The sequence below is a fragment of the Chromobacterium sp. Panama genome (assembly GCF_003052555.1).
Taxonomy (GTDB): Bacteria; Pseudomonadota; Gammaproteobacteria; order Burkholderiales; family Chromobacteriaceae; genus Chromobacterium.
In genome coordinates, this window is sequence record NZ_QARX01000001.1 from 4,378,011 (window position 1) to 4,396,806 (window position 18,796).

Annotated in this window: 19 protein-coding genes; 3 read left to right on the forward strand and 16 right to left on the reverse strand. The window is 62.5% G+C overall.

Translation table 11 applies throughout. The features are described 5' to 3' along the window. Nucleotides 1-537 precede the first annotated feature (537 nt). From glmS to mnmG, 16 genes are all read right to left on the reverse strand, one after another. Complete coding sequence (glmS, locus tag DB032_RS19655; RefSeq protein WP_107800953.1) at nt 538-2,367, reverse strand: glutamine--fructose-6-phosphate transaminase (isomerizing); 1,830 nt, start codon at nt 2,365-2,367, stop codon at nt 538-540. Further along, on the reverse strand, nt 2,367-3,158 hold the full coding sequence (locus DB032_RS19660; protein ID WP_107800954.1) for a DeoR/GlpR family DNA-binding transcription regulator: 792 nt from the start codon (nt 3,156-3,158) through the stop codon (nt 2,367-2,369). Before DB032_RS19660 ends, glmS begins: the two co-directional genes overlap by 1 nt. A gap of 173 nt (nt 3,159-3,331) precedes the next feature. Continuing rightward, nucleotides 3,332-4,699 carry a bifunctional UDP-N-acetylglucosamine diphosphorylase/glucosamine-1-phosphate N-acetyltransferase GlmU gene (glmU, locus tag DB032_RS19665; RefSeq protein WP_107800955.1) on the reverse strand — a complete coding sequence of 456 codons (1,368 nt, stop codon included), beginning with the start codon at nt 4,697-4,699 and terminating at the stop codon, nt 3,332-3,334. Nucleotides 4,700-4,774: 75 nt separating this feature from the next. Beyond that, nucleotides 4,775-5,197: a F0F1 ATP synthase subunit epsilon gene (locus DB032_RS19670; RefSeq protein WP_019103740.1), complete on the reverse strand. Its 423-nt coding sequence runs from the start codon at nt 5,195-5,197 to the stop codon at nt 4,775-4,777. A gap of 11 nt (nt 5,198-5,208) precedes the next feature. Next, a complete protein-coding gene (gene atpD / locus DB032_RS19675) occupies nt 5,209-6,606 on the reverse strand; it encodes a F0F1 ATP synthase subunit beta (protein ID WP_019103741.1) in 1,398 nt (465 codons plus the stop codon). Nucleotides 6,607-6,647: 41 nt separating this feature from the next. Continuing rightward, a complete protein-coding gene (gene atpG / locus DB032_RS19680; RefSeq protein WP_048410022.1) occupies nt 6,648-7,514 on the reverse strand; it encodes a F0F1 ATP synthase subunit gamma in 867 nt (288 codons plus the stop codon). Between the two features lie 43 nt (nt 7,515-7,557). Next, nucleotides 7,558-9,102 (reverse strand): F0F1 ATP synthase subunit alpha, encoded by a 1,545-nt coding sequence (gene atpA, locus DB032_RS19685; RefSeq protein ID WP_107800956.1) that lies wholly within the window; start codon nt 9,100-9,102, stop codon nt 7,558-7,560. Nucleotides 9,103-9,110: 8 nt separating this feature from the next. Then, entirely contained in the window at nt 9,111-9,647 is a 537-nt protein-coding gene (locus tag DB032_RS19690; RefSeq protein WP_043589588.1) for a F0F1 ATP synthase subunit delta, read from the reverse strand. Between the two features lie 7 nt (nt 9,648-9,654). Then, the gene (locus DB032_RS19695) at nt 9,655-10,125 is read right to left on the reverse strand and encodes a F0F1 ATP synthase subunit B (RefSeq protein ID WP_048413017.1); all 471 of its coding nucleotides are present in this window, start codon (nt 10,123-10,125) and stop codon (nt 9,655-9,657) included. A gap of 50 nt (nt 10,126-10,175) precedes the next feature. Next, nucleotides 10,176-10,463: a F0F1 ATP synthase subunit C gene (gene atpE / locus DB032_RS19700; protein WP_019101091.1), complete on the reverse strand. Its 288-nt coding sequence runs from the start codon at nt 10,461-10,463 to the stop codon at nt 10,176-10,178. 77 nt (nt 10,464-10,540) lie between these two features. After that, on the reverse strand, nt 10,541-11,353 hold the full coding sequence (gene atpB / locus DB032_RS19705; protein ID WP_048413016.1) for a F0F1 ATP synthase subunit A: 813 nt from the start codon (nt 11,351-11,353) through the stop codon (nt 10,541-10,543). Between the two features lie 11 nt (nt 11,354-11,364). Continuing rightward, on the reverse strand, nt 11,365-11,727 hold the full coding sequence (locus tag DB032_RS19710; RefSeq protein ID WP_048413015.1) for an ATP synthase subunit I: 363 nt from the start codon (nt 11,725-11,727) through the stop codon (nt 11,365-11,367). Nucleotides 11,728-11,817: 90 nt separating this feature from the next. Continuing rightward, on the reverse strand, nt 11,818-12,675 hold the full coding sequence (locus DB032_RS19715) for a ParB/RepB/Spo0J family partition protein (protein ID WP_107800957.1): 858 nt from the start codon (nt 12,673-12,675) through the stop codon (nt 11,818-11,820). A gap of 5 nt (nt 12,676-12,680) precedes the next feature. Next, nucleotides 12,681-13,472, reverse strand: coding sequence for a ParA family protein (locus tag DB032_RS19720; protein ID WP_107800958.1), 792 nt, complete (start codon nt 13,470-13,472; stop codon nt 12,681-12,683). Next, nucleotides 13,469-14,110 carry a 16S rRNA (guanine(527)-N(7))-methyltransferase RsmG gene (gene rsmG / locus DB032_RS19725; RefSeq protein ID WP_048410014.1) on the reverse strand — a complete coding sequence of 214 codons (642 nt, stop codon included), beginning with the start codon at nt 14,108-14,110 and terminating at the stop codon, nt 13,469-13,471. Before rsmG ends, DB032_RS19720 begins: the two co-directional genes overlap by 4 nt. After that, nucleotides 14,107-16,002, reverse strand: coding sequence for a tRNA uridine-5-carboxymethylaminomethyl(34) synthesis enzyme MnmG (gene mnmG, locus DB032_RS19730; protein WP_107800959.1), 1,896 nt, complete (start codon nt 16,000-16,002; stop codon nt 14,107-14,109). The genes rsmG and mnmG overlap by 4 nt, the downstream gene beginning before the upstream one ends. A 198-nt stretch (nt 16,003-16,200) precedes the next feature. Between mnmG and DB032_RS19735 the strand changes: the two genes are divergently transcribed. The 3 genes from DB032_RS19735 to DB032_RS19745 are packed head-to-tail and all read left to right on the forward strand — an operon-like array spanning nt 16,201 to nt 18,740. After that, the gene (locus DB032_RS19735) at nt 16,201-16,950 is read left to right on the forward strand and encodes a GNAT family N-acetyltransferase (protein WP_107800960.1); all 750 of its coding nucleotides are present in this window, start codon (nt 16,201-16,203) and stop codon (nt 16,948-16,950) included. A 42-nt stretch (nt 16,951-16,992) separates the two neighbouring features. After that, nucleotides 16,993-17,694: a tRNA (N6-threonylcarbamoyladenosine(37)-N6)-methyltransferase TrmO gene (gene tsaA, locus DB032_RS19740; protein WP_107800961.1), complete on the forward strand. Its 702-nt coding sequence runs from the start codon at nt 16,993-16,995 to the stop codon at nt 17,692-17,694. 56 nt (nt 17,695-17,750) lie between these two features. Beyond that, the gene (locus DB032_RS19745) at nt 17,751-18,740 is read left to right on the forward strand and encodes a Tim44 domain-containing protein (protein ID WP_107800962.1); all 990 of its coding nucleotides are present in this window, start codon (nt 17,751-17,753) and stop codon (nt 18,738-18,740) included. Nucleotides 18,741-18,796: the final 56 nt, after the last annotated feature.

Consider the following 18,796-nt stretch of genomic DNA (forward strand, 5'->3'; position numbering starts at 1 on the left):
ACCGATGCTGGGGTGTGTGCAGGGGGGTAAAGCTGACGTCCACTCTGGTAGAGGAGGTGCCCGCTAGTGCAGACTATGTTGACGCCTCGGTTACGTGAAGCTCCACATAAGGCTGAAAAGCACTCACCCTACATGAGCTCACCTCCGGCGCCTCGGCACGCCCGTCAGCCGAAAAAGTAGAAGGGGCCAACGGCCCCTTTGCTTTGCTCAGACTCCGACGAACTTTATTTGGATTCGACAGACTTTACTTGGCGTAGTCAGAGACCCCGAAGGGCCTCTTCTTGTTCATGAAATCAGCAAAAAGTCCTCTATGCCATTGGCATTGCTGATGTTATTGTTCCCAATCATCTCTCCGACAGACACTATTCCGTCCCGACAGACCTTATTCCTTCATATCAGCACTGCGCTACTAACGGTGGGCCTTTCATACGGCAGGAGGCAACAAGTAGTGCAGACATATTTGCAATAGTGCAAACACTTTTACAACAGTGCAAACATATTTGCAATTACTCAACTAGTCAATGCCTGGCGCAAACCTCACTCCACCGTCACGCTCTTGGCCAGATTGCGCGGCTTGTCGACATCGGTGCCGCGCGCCAGCGCCACGTGGTAGGCCAGCATCTGCACCGGGATGGCGTGCACCACCGGGCTGAGCACGCCGACATGGCGCGGGGTGCGGATCACGTGCACGCCGTCGGATTCGCTGAAATGGCTGTCCAGGTCCGCGAACACAAACAGCTCGCCGCCGCGCGCGCGCACTTCCTGCATATTGGATTTCACCTTTTCCAGCAGCGCGTCGTTGGGGGCGATCACCACCACCGGCATATCCTCGTCCACCAGCGCCAGCGGGCCGTGCTTGAGCTCGCCGGCCGGGTAAGCTTCGGCGTGGATGTAGGAGATTTCCTTCAGCTTGAGCGCGCCTTCCAGCGCGATGGGGAAATGCAGGCCGCGGCCCAGGAACAGCGCATTGTCCTTGGCGGCGAACTTGTCGGCCCAAGCCTTGATCTGCGGTTCCAGGTTCAGCGCGTGCTGCACGCTGCCCGGCAGGTGGCGCAGTTCGTCCAGGTAGCGCGCCTCGTCGGCCGCGCTGACCTTGCCGCGCATCTTGCCCAGGGTCACCGCCAGCGCGAACAGGCCCACCAATTGGGTGGTGAAGGCCTTGGTGGAAGCCACGCCGATCTCGGCGCCGGCGCGGGTGAAGAACACCAGTTCGCTGGCGCGCGGAATCGCGGATTCGCGCACATTGCAGATAGACAGTGCGTAGCGGTGGCCCAGTTCCTTGGCGTATTTCAGCGCTTCCATGGTGTCCAGCGTCTCGCCGGATTGGGAGATGGTGGTCACCAGGTAATTGGGGTTGGCCCAGGCGCTGCGGTAGCGGTATTCGCTGGCGATTTCCACATCGCACTGCACGCCGGCGATGGTTTCGATCCAGTATTTGGCGGTCAGGCCGGCGTAGTAGCTGGTGCCGCAGGCCAGGATCTTGACGCCTTCCAGCTGCGGCAGCACTTCGCCGGCGCGCTCGCCGAACAGCTCAGGATTGAAGCCGTAGTCCTGCACCGCGTCTATGGTGTCGGACAGCGCCTTCGGCTGTTCGTGGATTTCCTTCTGCATGAAGTGGCTGTACGGGCCCAGTTCCAGCGAGGCCAGCGACACGTCGGACACGTGCACCGGGCGCTGCGCCGGCTGGTCGTCCTTGTCCAGCAGTTCCACGCCGTCGCGGGTCAGCCTGCCGATATCGCCCTCTTCCAGGAAGATCACGCGGCGGGTGGCGGATACGATGGCGGAGACGTCGGAGGCGATGAAGTTCTCGCCGTCGCCCAGGCCCACCAGCAGCGGGCAGCCCATGCGCGCGCACACCAGTTCGTCCGGGCGGTCCACCGCGATCACGCCGATGGCGTAAGCGCCAGTCAGCTCGCGGCTGGCGCGCTTGACCGCGTCGAACAGGCTGTCGCCGGCCTGGTAGTAGTGATGCACCAGGTGAGCGATGACTTCGGTGTCGGTCTGGGATTCGAAGGCGTAGCCCAGGCCTTTCAGGCGTTCGCGCTGCTCTTCGTGGTTTTCGATGATGCCGTTGTGCACCACGGCGATCTTGCCGAAGGATACGTGCGGGTGGGCGTTGGGTTCGGTGACGCCGCCATGGGTGGCCCAGCGGGTGTGGCCGATGCCCACCTGACCTTGCAGGCTTTCTTCCGCCGCGGCGTTTTCCATCTCCGCGACACGGCCGACGCGGCGCACGCGACGGATGGCGTCGCCGGCCAAGACCGCCACGCCGGCGGAGTCGTAGCCGCGGTATTCCAGCCGCTTCAGGCCGTCCACCAATACCGGAACCACATTACGCGCCGCGATGGCGCCGACAATGCCGCACATTACTTTCTCCTTGGACTATCAGCGGGCGAGGACGCGCAGATCAGCGCAATGCCCTTCGCCTGAATTTGGGTTCTGGCCTCCTCCGACAAGGCGTCGTCGGTCACCAGGGTATGAATGCGCTCCCACGGCAATTCCAGATTGGGGATGCGCCGGCCTATCTTTTCCGACTCCACCATCACGATGACTTCGCGCGCCACTTCGGCCATTACGCGCGACAAGCCCACCAGTTCATTGAAGGTGGTGGTGCCGCGCTCCAGGTCGATGCCGTCCGCGCCGATGAACAGCTGATCAAAATCATAGGAACGCAGCACCTGTTCCGCCACCTGGCCCTGAAAGGATTCGGAATGCGGGTCCCAGGTGCCGCCGGTCATCAGCAGCGTGGGTTCGTTCTCCAGTTCGCGCAGCGCGCCGGCCACGTTCAGGGAGTTGGCCATCACCACCAGGCCGCGCTTATTGCCCAGCAGCGGAATCATCGCGCTGGTGGTGGTGCCGCTGTCTATGATCACGCGGTTGTGGTCGCGCAGCCGCTCGGCGGCGGCGCGGGCGATGGCGATCTTTCGTTTTGAAACCTGCTCCGCGTCTTCCTCGACCACCATCTCCGACGGTAAGGACACCGCGCCGCCGTAGCGGCGCAGCAGCAGGCCGCCGGTTTCCAGCAGGGCCAGGTCTTTGCGTATGGTCACTTCGGAGGTGGAGAAGCGCTTGGTCAGCTCGTCCACGCTGACCTCGCCGCGTTCCTGCACCAGGGCGGCGATGGCGTGACGGCGTTGCTGAGTGTTTCGCTTGGTCATTTTATGTTTCGTTTCGAAAGTTTCGCGATCATAGCAGCGCCGCTTCGGCTTTGACAAGCGCCGGCCGCGGAAGCGTCGCGCCGCGGCAAGGGGTTGTCGCAAGAATGCCCCATGAAAAACGGCGCCCATCCTCCAAATCAGGAGAATGGGCGCCGCTTAGCCGGGAAATGGAGTCAGTCGGTCTTTTTCTGCGGCCGCTTCCAGCCCGGCACCGTGACCTGGCGCGCGCGCGCCACCGTCAGTTCGCCGGCCGGCGCGGTCCGGCTGATCACCGAGCCGGCGCCTATGGTGCTGTAAGATTCCAGCGTCACCGGCGCCACCATCAGGGTGCCGGAGCCGACGAAGACGTTGTCGCCGATCACGGTCTTGAACTTGTTGATGCCGTCGTAATTGCAGGTCACCGAGCCGGCGCCCACATTCACCTTGCCGCCGATCTCGGCGTCGCCGATATAGCTCAGGTGGTTGACCTTGGAGCCTTCGCCGATCACGCTTTTCTTCACTTCGACGAAGTTGCCGATATGCACGTGGCCGGCCAGTTTCGCGCCGGGGCGCAGCCGGGCGTAAGGCCCGATCCGGCATCCCTCGCCCACCACCGCGTCTTCCAGATGCGAGAACGGCGCGATCTTGGTGCCGGCGGCCACTTTGACGTTTTTCAGCACGCAGTGCGCGCCGATGTCCACTTGTTCGCCCAGCTCCACCACGCCTTCGAACACGCAGCCCACGTCTATGCTCACGTCCATGCCGTGGCTAAGTTCGCCGCGGATGTCGATGCGCGCCGGGTCCGCCAGCGTGACGCCGGCTTCCAGCAAGGCTTGCGCCTGGTTGCGCTGCAAGATGCGCTCCAGCTCGGCCAGCTGCACCTTGTTGTTGACGCCGGCGGCTTCCCAGCTGGCGTCCACGCTGGCGCTGTCCACGCTCACGCCGTCCGCCACCGCCAGGGCCAGCACGTCGGTCAGATAGTATTCGCCCTGGGCGTTGCCGTTATTGAGCGCGGCAAGCCAGCCGGCCAGCCGCGCATTGGGCAGGGCCATCATGCCGGTATTGATTTCACGGATCGCCAGTTGCGCCGGCGTACAGTCCTTGTGCTCGACGATGGCTTGGAGCTTGCCGTCCGCGCCGCGCACCATGCGGCCGTAGCCGCTGGCGTCGTCCAGCACGTCGGTCAGCACCGCCATGCCGGCGCCGGCGGCGCCGGACAAGCGATGCAGCGTGTCCGCCTTGGTCAGCGGCACGTCGCCGTACAACACCATGGTCTTGCCGTCCTTCGGCAGGTGCGGCAGGGCCATCTTCAGCGCGTGGCCGGTGCCCAGCTGCTCGGCCTGCTCGGCCCAGATCAGGTCCGCGTCCGGGATGGCCGCCCGCACCTGTTCGCCGCCGTGGCCGTACACCACGATCAGACGCGCAGGCTTCAAGGCGCGCGCGGTGCGGATCACCCGCGCCAGCATCGGCTCGCCGCCTATGGGGTGCAATACCTTGGGTTTGGAGGAGTACATGCGCTTGCCCTTGCCGGCAGCGAGAATGACGATGCTGAGACTGTCCATGGTTTTTTCACGACTCGAAAACGGAAAAAGGCTGCCACTTGCGTGGCAGCCTACTATACACGATTACATCTCTTATCAGTGGGCGCGCTTCTTGAGGAAATCCAGCGCCTTCAACTCCGCGATGGCCACTGCCAGAGCAGCGTGCGCCTTCGCGGTGGAGAGGTCGTCGGTGGCGCGCTTGAGAGAATCCTCCGCAGCGCGTTTTGCCTCATTGGCGCGGGCCTCGTCGAGATCCTCGCCGCGAATCGCCGTATCGGCCAGCACGGTGATCAGGCTGGGCTGCACTTCCATCATGCCGCCAGACACTGCCACCAGTACTTCTTCGCTGCTGCCCGGCACTTTCAGACGCAGCACGCCGGGCTTGATACGGGTCAGGAGCGGCACGTGTTGGGGATACACACCGATCTCGCCTTCGGTAGCCGGCGCAACCACGAACTCAGCTTCGCCGGAGAAGATCATTTGCTCGGTGCTGACCACTTCCACACGCATCTTGGACATCAGCCCTCTCCTTAGTTAAGGGTCTTGGCTTTCTCGGCAGCTTCTTCAATGGAGCCAACCATGTAGAACGCTTGTTCCGGCAGATGGTCGTACTCGCCAGCGAGAATGGCCTTGAAACCCTTGATGGTTTCGCGCAGCGGCACGTATTTGCCCGGCGAGCCGGTAAATACTTCAGCCACGTGGAACGGCTGGGACAGGAAGCGCTGGATCTTACGGGCGCGAGCCACGACCAGTTTGTCTTCCTCGGACAGTTCGTCCATACCCAGAATCGCGATGATGTCGCGCAGTTCCTTGTAACGCTGCAGCGTGGACTGCACGCCACGGGCTACCGTGTAGTGCTCGTCGCCCACCACCAGCGGATCCAGCTGACGCGAGGTGGAGTCGAGCGGATCCACCGCCGGGTAGATACCCAGCGAAGCGATGTCGCGCGACAGAACCACGGTGGCGTCCAAGTGGGCGAAGGTGGTCGCCGGGGACGGGTCGGTCAAGTCATCCGCAGGCACGTATACGGCCTGGATGGAGGTGATCGAGCCATCGCGGGTCGAGGTAATGCGCTCTTGCAGACGGCCCATTTCTTCCGCCAGCGTCGGCTGATAGCCCACGGCGGAAGGCATACGGCCCAGCAGCGCGGATACTTCAGTACCGGCCAGGGTGTAGCGATAGATGTTGTCCACGAAGAACAGCACGTCGCGGCCTTTGCCGCTTTCGTCTTTCTCGTCGCGGAAGTGCTCGGCCATGGTCAGACCGGTCAGGGCCACGCGCAGACGGTTGCCCGGCGGCTCGTTCATCTGGCCGTACACCATCGCCACTTTGTCCAGTACGTTGGAGTCCTTCATCTCGTGATAGAAGTCGTTACCTTCACGAGTGCGCTCACCAACGCCGGCAAACACGGACAAACCGGAGTGTGCCTTGGCGATGTTGTTGATCAGTTCCATCATGTTCACGGTCTTGCCCACGCCGGCGCCGCCGAACAGGCCCACTTTGCCGCCTTTGGCGAACGGGCACAGCAGGTCGATCACCTTGATGCCGGTTTCCAGCAGGTCGGTGGCGGGGGACAGTTCGTCGAACTTCGGAGCGGGCTGGTGGATGGCGCGGCGAACATCGGTCGCTACCGCGCCGGCTTCGTCCACCGGGTTGCCCAAGACATCCATGATGCGGCCCAGGGTGGCGCTGCCCACCGGCACCGAGATCGGTGCGCCGGTGTTGACTACGCTCATGCCACGCTTCAGGCCGTCAGAGCTGCCCATGGCGATGGTGCGCGCTACGCCGTCGCCCAGCTGCTGCTGGACTTCGAGCGTCAGGTCGGCATCAACCAGCTTCAGGGCATCATAAACCTTTGGCATGGCGTCGCGCGGAAACTCCACGTCGATCACCGCGCCAATGATTTGTACGATTTTACCTTGGCTCATTATCGGTTCCTAAACATTAAACTTTTTCAGTCTGCGACGGCTTACACCGCTGCGGCGCCTGCCACGATTTCAGACAATTCGGTAGTGATCGCCGCCTGACGAGCCTTGTTGTACACAAGTCGCAGTTGCTTGATCGTGTTACCGGCGTTGTCCGTGGCGGATTTCATCGCCACCATGCGGGCAGCTTGCTCGGAGGCCATGTTCTCGGCCATCGCCTCGAACACAACCGACTCGATATAGCGTTTGACCAGGAACTCCATCACGGCAAGGGCGCTCGGCTCGTACAGGTAATCCCACGAGTGCGAGTGCTCCACCACCATGTGTTCCGAGGTCAACGGCAGCAGCTGTTCAGTCGCCGGCTCCTGCTTCATCGTGTTGATGAAACGGGAGTAAACGATGTAGAGCGCGTCCAGTTCGCCTTCGGCGTACTGCTTGAACAGCACCGTAAGCGGGCCAATCAGTTTTTCCATCTTCGGCACATCGCCGAGCTGGGTTGCGCTGGCCACAACGTTGAGGCGCGCGCGCTGGCATGCCGCCAGGCCTTTCTGGCCCAGGCAGCAGACATCCACTTCGATGCCCTGGTCCTGCAGATCCTTGACTTGGGCGAAGAAGCGCTTGAGCGTGTTCACGTTCAAGCCGCCGCACAGGCCCTTGTCGGAGGTCATCAGGATGATGCCGGCGCGTTTGACTACGTCGCGGCTTTGCAACAGCGGGTGCTCAAGATCCGTGTTCGCCTGAGCAAGGTGCGCCATGACTGTGCGCACCTTCTCGGCGTAAGGACGGGCAGCGCGCATACGCTCTTGCGTTTTGCGCATCTTGGAGGTCGCCACCATTTGCATTGCGCGAGTGATCTTCTGCGTGTTTTGCACGCTTCGGATCTTGGTGAGAATCTCTTTGCCGACTGCCATTCCTGAACCTTTCCTAGTAACTGTTTGCGTTAACCGAAAAGACTCAGTTGTAGCTGAAGCCAGCCTTGAACGATTCCATCGCCTTGGCCAGGATTTTCTCGTTGTCGCCGGACAGATCGCCGGAAGCGTTCACCGCGGCCAACACGTCGTGGTGGTTCGCGCGCACATAGGCGAGGAACGCCGCTTCGAAAGCCAGGGCTTTCTTCACCGGAACGTCTTCGTAGCTGCCCTTGTTCACAGCCCACAGGGTCAACGCCATTTCGGCGGTGGCCAGCGGCAGGAACTGCTTCTGCTTCATCAGCTCGGTCACGACTTCGCCGTGTTGCAGTTGCTTGCGGGTAGCCTCGTCCAGATCGGAAGCGAACTGCGAGAACGCAGCCAATTCACGGTACTGGGCCAGGGCCAGACGGATACCGCCGCCCAGCTTCTTGATCACCTTGGTCTGCGCGGCGCCGCCAACGCGGGATACCGAGATACCGGCGTTGATGGCCGGGCGGATGCCTGCGTTGAAGAGGTCGGTTTCCAGGAAGATCTGACCGTCGGTGATCGAGATCACGTTGGTCGGCACGAAGGCGGAAACGTCGCCGGCCTGGGTTTCGATGATAGGCAGCGCGGTCAGGGAACCGGTCTTGCCTTTCACTTCGCCGTTGGTCAGCTTGGCCACTTCGTCTTCATTGATGCGGGAAGCGCGTTCCAGCAGACGGGAGTGCAGATAGAACACGTCGCCGGGGTAGGCTTCGCGGCCCGGCGGACGGCGCAGCAGCAGCGAAATCTGACGGTAGGCGACAGCCTGCTTGGACAGGTCGTCGTACACGATCAGCGCGTCTTCGCCGATGTCGCGGAAGTATTCGCCCATCGCGCAGCCGGAGTACGGGGCGATGAACTGCAGCGCGGCGGCTTCGGAAGCGGTCGCGGCCACCACGATGGTGTGGCCCAGCGCGCCGTGTTCTTCCAGCTTGCGCACCACGTTGGCGATGGAGGAGGCCTTTTGGCCAATCGCCACGTAGATGCACACTACGCCGGTGCCTTTTTGGTTGATGATCGCATCCAGCGCCACCGCGGTCTTGCCGGTCTGGCGGTCGCCGATGATCAGCTCGCGCTGACCGCGGCCAACCGGAACCATCGAGTCGATGGCCTTCAGGCCGGTCTGCATCGGCTGGGATACCGATTGACGCGCAATCACGCCCGGCGCGATCTTTTCGATCGGGCTGGACAGCTTGGCGTTAACCGGGCCCTTGCCGTCGATCGGCTGACCCAGGGCGTTGACCACGCGGCCAACCAGTTCCGGACCTACCGGAACTTCCAGAATGCGACCGGTACAAGTAACTTCGTCGCCTTCCGAGATGTGCTCGTACTCGCCCAGAACCACGGCGCCGACAGAGTCGCGCTCCAGGTTCATCGCGAGGCCGAAGGTGTTGCCCGGGAATTCGAGCATTTCACCCTGCATCACGTCTGCCAGGCCATGGATACGAACGATGCCGTCGGTCACGGAAATCACGGTACCTTTGGTACGGGTTTCTGCGCCTTCGGCCAGGTTCTGAATCTTCGCCTTGATCAGATCGCTGATTTCAGAGGGGTTCAACTGCATGATCTCTCCTAATTCTTGAGGCTTACTGCCATGGCTTGCAGTTTGCCGCGCACGGAAGCGTCGATGACATCGTCGCCTACCAACACACGAACCCCGCCGATCAGGTCAGGGTTGTCACGCACATCAATCCGTACGGATTTGCCGTACTTCTTGGAAAGCGTGTCGGTCAGTTCGGCTTGCTGTGCATCGTTCATTGCAAACGCCGTTTCCACCACGGCATCCACAACGCCTTCCGCTTGCGCCTTGAACACTTCAAACTGTTCGGCGATTTGCGGCAGCAGCGTCAAACGGTTGTTCTCGATCAGCGCGGCCAGAAAACGTTTTACGTCTTCGTTGCCGCGCGCGCCCAGAACATCCAGCATCAGTGCCTCAAGCTCTTGTGCGGTATGTTTCGGATTGGTGATGACGGCTTCCAAATCCGGGTTCTTCACCATGGCAGCCAGCCACGACAGCGATTCCGACCATTGCTGGGTGGCGTGCTGCTCGGTGGCGAGGCTGTATACCGCTTCGGCATAGGGCCTAGCTACGGTAATGAGTTCTGCCATGAGTTAATTAAAACTCCGCTTTGATGGAGGCAAGCAGATCAGCGTGCTTGGCCGAGTCGATCTCTTTGCGCAGGATCTTCTCTGCGCCCGCAACCGCCAGGTCGGCCACTTGCGCGCGCAGGGTTTCCTTGGCGCGCAGGACTTCCTGATCGATCTCAGACTTGGCGTCGGCCACAATGCGCGCGCCTTCAACGCGTGCGACATCCTTGGCTTCGTCCACGATCTGGCTGGCGCGCTTTTCAGCGGCCATCACGATTTCGGTCGCTTGCTGTTTGGCCTTGCGGAGTTCGTCCGCAACGCGCTTTTCAGCGGCTTCCAGATCTTGCTTGCCACGCTCGCCGGCGGCCAGGCCGTCTGCGATGCGCTTGGCGCGCTCATCCATCATGTTGGTAAGCGGAGGCCAAACAAACTTCATGGTGAACCATACCAGGATGGCGAACGTGATCGCCTGGCCCAGTAGTGTTACGTTGAATTCCACGCTTGTTTTCCTCCAGTAGTATTACTGCAACAACCAATTCCGCTTAAAAATTAAGCGCCGGCTTTCAGAGCGGCCAGAGCGGCGGACAGGAACGGGTTATTGAAGGTGTACAGCATGGCGATACCAACACCGATCATGGAGATGGCGTCAAGCAGACCGGCCAGAATGAACAGTTTGGTTTGCAGAACCGGGATCATTTCCGGTTGACGGGCGGAGGACTCGAGGAATTTGCCACCCAGGATGGCAAAACCCAGAGCAGTACCGATGGCGCCCAGGCCAATGATCAGGGCAGCGGCCAGTACGGTCATGGACTGGATCTGAGAAACGAGTGCTTCCATTGTGTATCTCCTAAGACTTAATCAAGGATGGTTGGTAAAAAAGCTAAAAAAACAAAGGTAAAACAAAGAAACCGGTATTAGTGCGCTTCCACCGCCAGGCTCAGGTACACGATGGTCAGCATCATGAACACGAAGGCCTGCAGGGTGATGATCAGGATATGGAAGATCGCCCACGGCGCGCCCAGCAGCCATTGCAGGCCCCAAGGCAGCAGCGCGATCAGGATGAAGATCATTTCGCCGGCGTACATATTGCCGAACAAACGCAGGGACAGCGAAATCGGCTTGGCCAGCAGTTCCACCATCTGCAACAGGAAGTTGGCCGGAGCCAGCAGGATCTTGCCCACGGTGCCTTCCGCGTGGAAAGGCGCGGTGAACAGTTCTTTGGTGTAACCGCCCACGCCCTTGGCGCTGATGGAGAAGCCGATGATGCAGAACATCACGGACAAGGACATCGCGAAGGTGGCGTTCACGTCGGCGGACGGCACGACGCGGAAGTAAACATGATGCGGCTCGGCGCCGAAGAAGGTGTAACCCACCCACTGGGCCAGCGTCGGCAGCAGATCCACCGGCAGCAGGTCCATGAAGTTCATCAGGAAGATCCAGCAGAAAATGGTCAGCGCCAGCGGAGCGATCACCTTGCTCTGGCCGTGGAATACGTCGCGCACCTGCTTGTCCACCATCTCCACGATGCTTTCCACAAACAGCTGCAGCCGGCCCGGATTCTCCAGCTTGGCCTTGCGCGCCACGACGGCGAACACGCCGGCGAAGATGAAGGCGAGAACCAGCGAAATGGAGAAGGTATCAAGGTGCAGGCTCCAGAAGCCGGCGGAAGGATCCGAATTCCAGAAGGTGAGGTGGTGCTTGATGTAGTCAGTTGCGTTGCTTGCCATCGCTCATTTTCTCAATTTTTGATTAAAAGCCCGAACCAGTAGCCGGATACGGCGGCAAAAAATCCGCCAAAAAGACCGACTATCGATAAATCCTTGAAAAATACCAAAGTCGCACCAAATATCAGGATGGTGAGGACGTATTTGACGGCCTCTGCCCTGAAATGCGCTTTCATCAGTTCCGCGGGAGCGACATGGCGCTTGGCGTAGGCGATTCTGGCGTACACCAGAGCCGGCACCAAGGCCGACAATCCGCCAAGCAAGACAGAAACCGGAACGGCCAGGTTTCCTCCCCCTGCAACCATTCCGATCAGCAGCGCTACCCCCACCAGGGTGCACTGCAGGCGCAGTATACGCTTAACTTCTGGATTAACCATGTTTACCCAGCAAAAAAACCGCCGAATTATAGGCTTCACGCTTGATTTGCGTCAACTTGCCTGTCATTGACATGCTGCGTTGCAACAGTCTCATTTGCTTGAAGTTTTCTGCAGCTTTTCCAGCAAGCCTTCCAGCTCGTCCAGCGTTGCATATTCTATGACCAGCCTGCCGTTGCCGCGGTTTGCGTGACGGATGCTGACGCGCGCGCCTATGCGCTCCGACACCTGTTCCGCCAGCCGGTTCACGTCCGGGTCTGTCTGTTTTTGCTGCGGTGCAACTGTGGTTTTTTCCACAGCTTTCTGCTGTACCCTGCGCTCCACCTCGCGCACGGACAGGCCTTTCTCGCCCACCTCCTGCGCCAGACCCAGCTGCTCAACCACCGGCAGCGCCAGCAAGGCGCGCGCATGGCCCATCTCCAGCCGCCCCTGATGCAGCATGGTCTGCACCGGCTCCGGCAGCGCCAGCAGACGCAATAGATTGCTGACCGCGCTGCGCGAACGGCCCACCGCGTCGGCGGCGGCCTCGTGGGTCAGGCCGAATTCGTCGATCAGGCGCTTGAGGCCCTGGGCCTCCTCGATGGGGTCCAGTTCCTGGCGCTGAATGTTTTCGATCAGCGCCATCGCCAGCGCCGCTTCGTCCGGCACGCTCTTGATCACTGCGGGCACTTCGGACAAGCCGGCCTTGCGCGAGGCGCGCCAGCGCCGCTCGCCGGCGATCAGTTCGTAATCGCCAAAGCCGATTTCGCGCACCACCAGCGGCTGAATCACGCCCTGGGAGCGAATGGACGCGGCCAGTTCGTCCAGCGCGCCCTCGTCCATGAAGCTGCGCGGCTGGTATTTGCCGGGACGGATGCTGTCGATGGGAAGGGAAGTCAATCTGTCGTCCACTGTCTCGGCAGTGGACAGGAGCGCGTCCAGGCCGCGCCCCAATCCTTTTAATTTGGCCATATCGCTTAGACGGAGGGGGTTGTGGTTGCGGGCTCTAGCCTGTCCGCCAGCTCTTGCGCCAGCGCAAGATAGGCTTGCGCGCCGCGCGAGGCGCGATCGTAGACCAGGCCAGGCAAGCCGTGGCTGGGCGCTTCCGCCAGCCGCACATTGCGCGGGATCACGGTGTCGAACACCTTGGCGCCGAAATGGCGGGCCAGTTGCTCGGAGACCTGCTGCGACAAATTATTGCGCGCGTCGAACATGGTGCGCAGCAGGCCCATGATCTCGATCTTGGGATTCACCGCTACCCGCACCTTGCGCAAGGTCGCCACCAGGTCGGACAGGCCTTCCAGCGCGTAGTATTCGCACACCATCGGGATCAGCACGCTGTGCGCCGCCACCAGCCCGTTCAGGGTCAGCAGGTTCAGCGAGGGCGGGCAGTCTATCAGCACGTAGTCGTACTGCTCCTCCACCGCCTGCAGCGCGTTCTTCAGCCGCGCTTCGCGCGCCAGCTCGTTGACCAGCTCCAGCTCCGCGCCGCCCAGATCGCGGTTGGCGGGCAGCACGTCGTAACCGCCCTCCTTCGCCGGCTGGCGCGCGTCTTCGATCGAAGCCTCGCCCAGCAGCACGTCGTAGCCGGACAGTTTCAGGGATTGCTTGGCGATGCCGCTACCCATGGTGGCATTGCCCTGCGGGTCGAGATCGACAATCAGCACGCGCCGGCCCAAGTCGGCCAGGCCCGCCGCCAGATTCACCACAGTCGTGGTCTTGCCGACCCCGCCCTTCTGGTTGGCGACCGCGATCACCCTTGAATTCATTGCGCACCCACCCCTTCCAGGCGCATTCTCACCAGGTGCCGTTCGGCATCCAGGCCCGGCACTGTCACCGGCAATACTTCGGAAACCACCGTACCCTGCGGCAACAAGGCGATTTCCTCGTAAGGATAGACACCCTTCATTGCTACATATTGACCGTGATCCGCCAGCAGGTGGCGGGTCAGCTTGACGAACTCGGCCAGCTCGGAAAACGCCCGGCTGGTGATGCGGTCGAACTTCTGTTCCGGCTGGTAGGCCTCCACCCGCTCGGTCATCACCTGCACATTGGGCAGGCCCAGTTCCACCACCACCTGACGCAGGAAGGTGGTTTTCTTATGGTTGGAATCCAGCAACACCACTTGCAGATCCGGGCGGGCGATCGCCGCCGGGATGCCGGGCATGCCGCCGCCGGAGCCGACGTCCAGCAGGCGGCTGCCGCCGTCCAGATGCGGCACCAGACTCAGGCTGTCCAGCAGATGGTAGCTGACCATGCGCTTTTCCTCGCGCACCGCGGTCAGGTTATAGGTCTGGTTCCATTTGGCCAGCAGCGCCAGATAGCGGTCCAGCAAGTCGATTTGCGCGTCGCTCAGTTCCAGTTTCAGCTGCGACAGGCCTTGTTGTAGTTCTGCGTTATGTGTCATGCGGTTTTCGTTGCGTCGGCAAAGCCGCGTTTCAGGTGGACCATCAAAAGAGCAACCGCCGCCGGGGTAATGCCCTGGATGCGCGAAGCCTGCCCCAGGGTTTCCGGGCGTTGCTGGTTCAGTTTCTGCTGCACTTCCTTGGACAGGCCCTTGACCAGACCGTAGTCGATGTCGGCCGGCAGGCGCACGTCTTCAAGGTTGTCGCGGCGCGCCAGTTCTTCGTTCTGGCGGTTGATATAGCCTTGGTATTTGACCTGAATTTCCACCTGCTCGGCAACCGCCTCGTCCGCCACCGCGCCGCCGGCCTCCGGCAGCGTCATCAAATCGGCGTAGGCGACATTGGGCCGCTTCAGCAAATCGTACAGGCTGTATTCGCGCTCTATCGCCTTGCCCAGCAACGCTTGCAGCGCGGCGGCGTCGCTCAGCCGCGCCGGATGCAGCCAGGTGGCCTTCAGGCGGGCCTTCTCCGCCTCCACCGCGTCGCGCTTGCGGCAGAAGCTGTCCCATTGGGCATCGCCGATCAGGCCGTGTTGGCGGGCAATCTCGGTCAGGCGCAGGTCGGCGTTGTCTTCGCGCAACTGCAGGCGGAATTCGGCGCGGCTGGTGAACATGCGGTAAGGCTCGGCCACGCCCTTGGTGATCAGATCGTCCACCAATACGCCCAGATAGGCTTCGTCGCGGCGCGGACACCAGCTAGCCTGATCCCGGGCGAACAGGGCGGCGTTCATGCCGGCCAGCAGGCCCTGGGCGGCGGCTTCTTCATAGCCGGTGGTGCCGTTGATCTGGCCGGCGAAGAACAGACCCTGGATCGCCTTGGTCTCCAGCGAGGCCTTCAGGCCGCGCGGGTCGAAGTAATCGTATTCGATCGCGTAGCCGGGCCGCAGGATGTGGGCGTTCTCCATGCCGCGGATCGAACGCACCGCCGCCAGCTGGATGTCGAAGGGCAGGCTGGTGGAAATCCCGTTGGGGTAGAACTCGTGCGTGGTCAGGCCTTCCGGCTCCAGAAAGACCTGGTGGCTGTCCTTGTCGGCGAAGCGGTTGATCTTGTCTTCGATGGACGGGCAGTAACGCGGGCCGACGCCTTCTATCACCCCGGTGAACATCGGGCTGCGGTCGAAGCCGGAGCGGATGATCTCGTGGGTGCATTCATTGGTGTGGGTGATCCAGCACGGCAGTTGCTTGGGGTGCAGCGCGCGGTTGCCGCGGTAGGAGAACACCGGCTCCGGCGTGTCGCCCGGCTGCTCTTCCATCACAGAGAAGTCGACGCTGCGGCCGTCGATGCGCGGCGGCGTGCCGGTTTTCAGCCGTCCCACCGGCAGGGCCAGTTCGCGCAAGCGCGCGCCCAGCGTGGACGCGGCCTGATCGCCGGCGCGGCCGCCGGTGTAGTTCTCCATGCCGACGTGGATCTTGCCGGACAGGAAGGTGCCGGCGGTCAACACCACGGTCTTGGCGCGGAAGGTGATGCCGATGGCGGTGATGGCGCCGGCGACGCGGTCGCCCTCTATCAGCAGATCGTCCACCGGCTGCTGGAACAGCGTCAGATTGGGCTGGTTCTCCAGCATCTCGCGGATCGCCGCCTTGTACAGGATGCGGTCGGCCTGCGCGCGGGTGGCGCGCACCGCCGGGCCCTTGGAGGCGTTGAGGGTGCGGAACTGGATGCCGCCAATGTCGGTGGCCAGCGCCATCGCGCCGCCCAGGGCATCCACTTCCTTGACCAGATGGCCCTTGCCGATGCCGCCGATCGACGGATTGCACGACATCTGACCCAAGGTCTCGATGTTGTGCGTCAAAAGAAGGGTGTCGCAGCCCATGCGCGCGGCCGCCAGCGCGGCCTCGGTGCCGGCATGGCCGCCGCCCACCACTATCACGTCGAAGTTTGTCGGATAAATCATGGCTTTGTCGGAAAGAGCAAATCGAACGGAAAAACGGCCTATTCTACGCCAAATCCTGAACCAGCGTAAGTCGTTGATTTCAATAAATCCAGCCGGTAACGACGACGTCAAGCGCCGGTCACCCGATAGTCATATTAAAGACATCGCCGCGTCAAACAAGCTGCCTAGCATGGGCCTCACCACAAAAGGGAGCAAAACATGCTGCTAAATGAACAGCTTGCCGTGAGCGCCAAACCGCGCCTAAGCGTGCGCGTGGCCAGTGAAGCGCGGGATATCCGCCGCGCGCAGAAGCTGCGCTTCGATGTGTTCGCCGGGGAAATGGGCGCGGAGCTCGGCTCCCGCGACCTGGGCATCGATTGCGACGAATACGACGAGTTGTGCGATCACCTGATCGTGGAAGACGCCGCCAGCGGCCTGGTGGTGGGCACTTACCGCATGCTGTCCCCGGCCATGGCGCGCCGCGCGCCCAGCCTGTATTCCGAACACGAATTCGATCTGACCCGGCTGGCCCACCTGCGCGCCGGCCTGATCGAAGTGGGCCGCTCCTGCGTGCACCGAGACTTCCGCTCCGGCGCGGTGATCGCCCTGCTCTGGTCCGGCCTCGCCGATTACGTGCAACAGCACGGCGGCCAATACCTGGCCGGCTGCGCCAGCGTGTCGCTGAGCGACGGCGGCCACCAGGCGGTCAGCCTCTACCGCCAACTGGAGGCCAAGCATCTGTCGCCGCCGGAATGGCGGGTGTTCCCCCACCTGCCGCTGCCGCTGGACCGGGTCCGCGACGACGCCCCCTCCGCGCCGCTGCCGGCGCTGATCAAGGGCTATCTGCGCGCCGGCGCCTATATCTGCGGCGAACCGGCCTGGGACCCGGACTTCAACTGCGCGGATTTCTTCATGCTGCTGCCCATGGGCCGGCTGAGCAGCCGCTACAACAAGCACTTCGTCGGCTAGCCGCCGCAGATCGCGCCCCTGGCCGGATGCTACAATCCGGCCATGAGCTACACCTTCGACACCGTGGGCGTGATCCGCTCGCCCTACCGCGAAAAATTCGGCATCCCGCGCCAGCCCTCGCTGGTCAACGCCGCCCGCATCACGCTGGAGCTGCTGCCGCCCTACGACCACCCCGACATGGTGCGCGGGCTGGACGCGTTTTCCCACGTCTGGATCAGCTTCGTGTTCCATCAAACCGCCGAGCGCGGCTGGCAGCCGCTGGTGCGGCCGCCGCGCTTGGGCGGCAACGCCAAGGTCGGCGTGTTCGCCAGCCGCGCCACCCATCGCCCCAATCCGCTGGGTCTGTCTCTGGTGCGGCTGCTGCGCGTGGACACCCAGCCCAAGGTGGTGCTGACGCTGGAGGGCGCCGATCTGCTGGACGGCACCCCGGTGCTGGACATCAAGCCCTATATTCCCTTTGTCGAAGCCCGGCCGGAAGCCCGCGGCGGCTTTGTCGACGGCCCGCCGCCGCAATTGAGCGTGGGCTGGGACCCCGCCGCGCGCGCGCAGCTGGCCGCCGAAGCCGACCTGCCGGGCGATTTCGCCGCGCTGGTGGAACAGGTGCTGGCCCAGGACCCGCGCCCGGCCTATCAAGACGACCCGCAGCGGGTCTACGGCGTGGCGCTGCACCACTGGAATGTGCGTTTCCGCGTGGAAAAAAACCATGCGCAAGTCATTGAAATTCAGCCGTTGACCCCGAACTAATCTTTTGCGCCCCAGTCATACCGGGGCGATACCAACCACTCAGGAAAAAAGCAAATATGACCACCCGCGCGAAGACGATCATGCTCGCCTTCACCATGGTTTCCATGTTGGCCGCTCCGTTCGCGGAAGCGGCCCGCCTAGGTAAAGGCAAGAGCGCCGGCATGCAGCGCTCGGCCCCCACCCGTTCTTACCAACAACAAGCGCCGGCGCGCCCGGTTGCGCCGCCCGCGCAAGCGCCCGCTCCGGTTCAAGCTCAACCCAAGTCCGGCCCGGGCATCGGCACCGCCGTAGCCGCAGGCGCCGCGGGCGCGGCCGCCGGCTATATGCTGGGCTCCGCCATGAGCGACAAAGGCGGCCAGCAACAAGCGCCGGCCGCGGCCAACGGCAACGCCGATCCGGCGCTGGCGGCGCAAGCCCAAGGTCAGCAGCCGCAGAAGAGCGGCGGCATGCCCTGGGGCACGCTGGCCCTGCTGGGCCTGGTGCTGGCAGGCGGCTACATGTTCTTCCGCCGCAAGGCCGGCGCGGCGCGTCCGGCCATGGCTGCGCCGCAAGCAGCGGGCATGCCGCAGAATATGGGCGGCTATCAAGAACCGGCCCGTTTCGACTCCATCCCGAAAATCGGCTCCGGCCTGGGCGGCGCGCAAGCCGGCTTTGGCGGCGGCGCGATCAGCGAGGCGCCCGCGCGCCTGCCGGACGGCACCGAGACCCCGCACTTCCTGCGTCAGGCCAAGGCCACCTTCTTGCACCTGCAAAACCTGAACAGCACGGAAAGCCTGGAAGAAGTGCGCAAGTACATGACGCCGGACCTGTTCAACGCGCTGCGCGAAGACATCGCCGCCAATACCGAAGTGGCCGATTTCCCGCAACTGGACTGCCAGCTGTCCGAAGCCAGCATGGAAGGCGGCCGCTACATCGCCAGCGTGCGCTTCTCCGGCACGGTCAGCGAGGCCGTGGGCGCGTCGGCGGAGCCGTTCTCCGAATACTGGCACTACATCAAGGACGACAGCACCAACGGCAAGTGGTTGGTGGCGGGCATCCAACAGTAGCAAGCTTCTTAACATCTTTATCCAAACGGGCCGCATGGCCCGTTTTTTATTTTTAA

Coding starts and splice junctions, on each gene's coding strand:
- glmS (WP_107800953.1), bottom strand. CDS start 2,367: ATGTGCGGCATTGTCGGCGCCATCGCGGCGCGTAATGTGGTTCCGGTA.
- DB032_RS19660 (WP_107800954.1), bottom strand. CDS start 3,158: ATGACCAAGCGAAACACTCAGCAACGCCGTCACGCCATCGCCGCCCTG.
- glmU (WP_107800955.1), bottom strand. CDS start 4,699: ATGGACAGTCTCAGCATCGTCATTCTCGCTGCCGGCAAGGGCAAGCGC.
- DB032_RS19670 (WP_019103740.1), bottom strand. CDS start 5,197: ATGTCCAAGATGCGTGTGGAAGTGGTCAGCACCGAGCAAATGATCTTC.
- atpD (WP_019103741.1), bottom strand. CDS start 6,606: ATGAGCCAAGGTAAAATCGTACAAATCATTGGCGCGGTGATCGACGTG.
- atpG (WP_048410022.1), bottom strand. CDS start 7,514: ATGGCAGTCGGCAAAGAGATTCTCACCAAGATCCGAAGCGTGCAAAAC.
- atpA (WP_107800956.1), bottom strand. CDS start 9,102: ATGCAGTTGAACCCCTCTGAAATCAGCGATCTGATCAAGGCGAAGATT.
- DB032_RS19690 (WP_043589588.1), bottom strand. CDS start 9,647: ATGGCAGAACTCATTACCGTAGCTAGGCCCTATGCCGAAGCGGTATAC.
- atpE (WP_019101091.1), bottom strand. CDS start 10,463: ATGGAAGCACTCGTTTCTCAGATCCAGTCCATGACCGTACTGGCCGCT.
- atpB (WP_048413016.1), bottom strand. CDS start 11,353: ATGGCAAGCAACGCAACTGACTACATCAAGCACCACCTCACCTTCTGG.
- DB032_RS19710 (WP_048413015.1), bottom strand. CDS start 11,727: ATGGTTAATCCAGAAGTTAAGCGTATACTGCGCCTGCAGTGCACCCTG.
- DB032_RS19715 (WP_107800957.1), bottom strand. CDS start 12,675: ATGGCCAAATTAAAAGGATTGGGGCGCGGCCTGGACGCGCTCCTGTCC.
- DB032_RS19720 (WP_107800958.1), bottom strand. CDS start 13,472: ATGAATTCAAGGGTGATCGCGGTCGCCAACCAGAAGGGCGGGGTCGGC.
- rsmG (WP_048410014.1), bottom strand. CDS start 14,110: ATGACACATAACGCAGAACTACAACAAGGCCTGTCGCAGCTGAAACTG.
- mnmG (WP_107800959.1), bottom strand. CDS start 16,002: ATGATTTATCCGACAAACTTCGACGTGATAGTGGTGGGCGGCGGCCAT.
- DB032_RS19735 (WP_107800960.1), top strand. CDS start 16,201: ATGCTGCTAAATGAACAGCTTGCCGTGAGCGCCAAACCGCGCCTAAGC.
- tsaA (WP_107800961.1), top strand. CDS start 16,993: ATGAGCTACACCTTCGACACCGTGGGCGTGATCCGCTCGCCCTACCGC.
- DB032_RS19745 (WP_107800962.1), top strand. CDS start 17,751: ATGACCACCCGCGCGAAGACGATCATGCTCGCCTTCACCATGGTTTCC.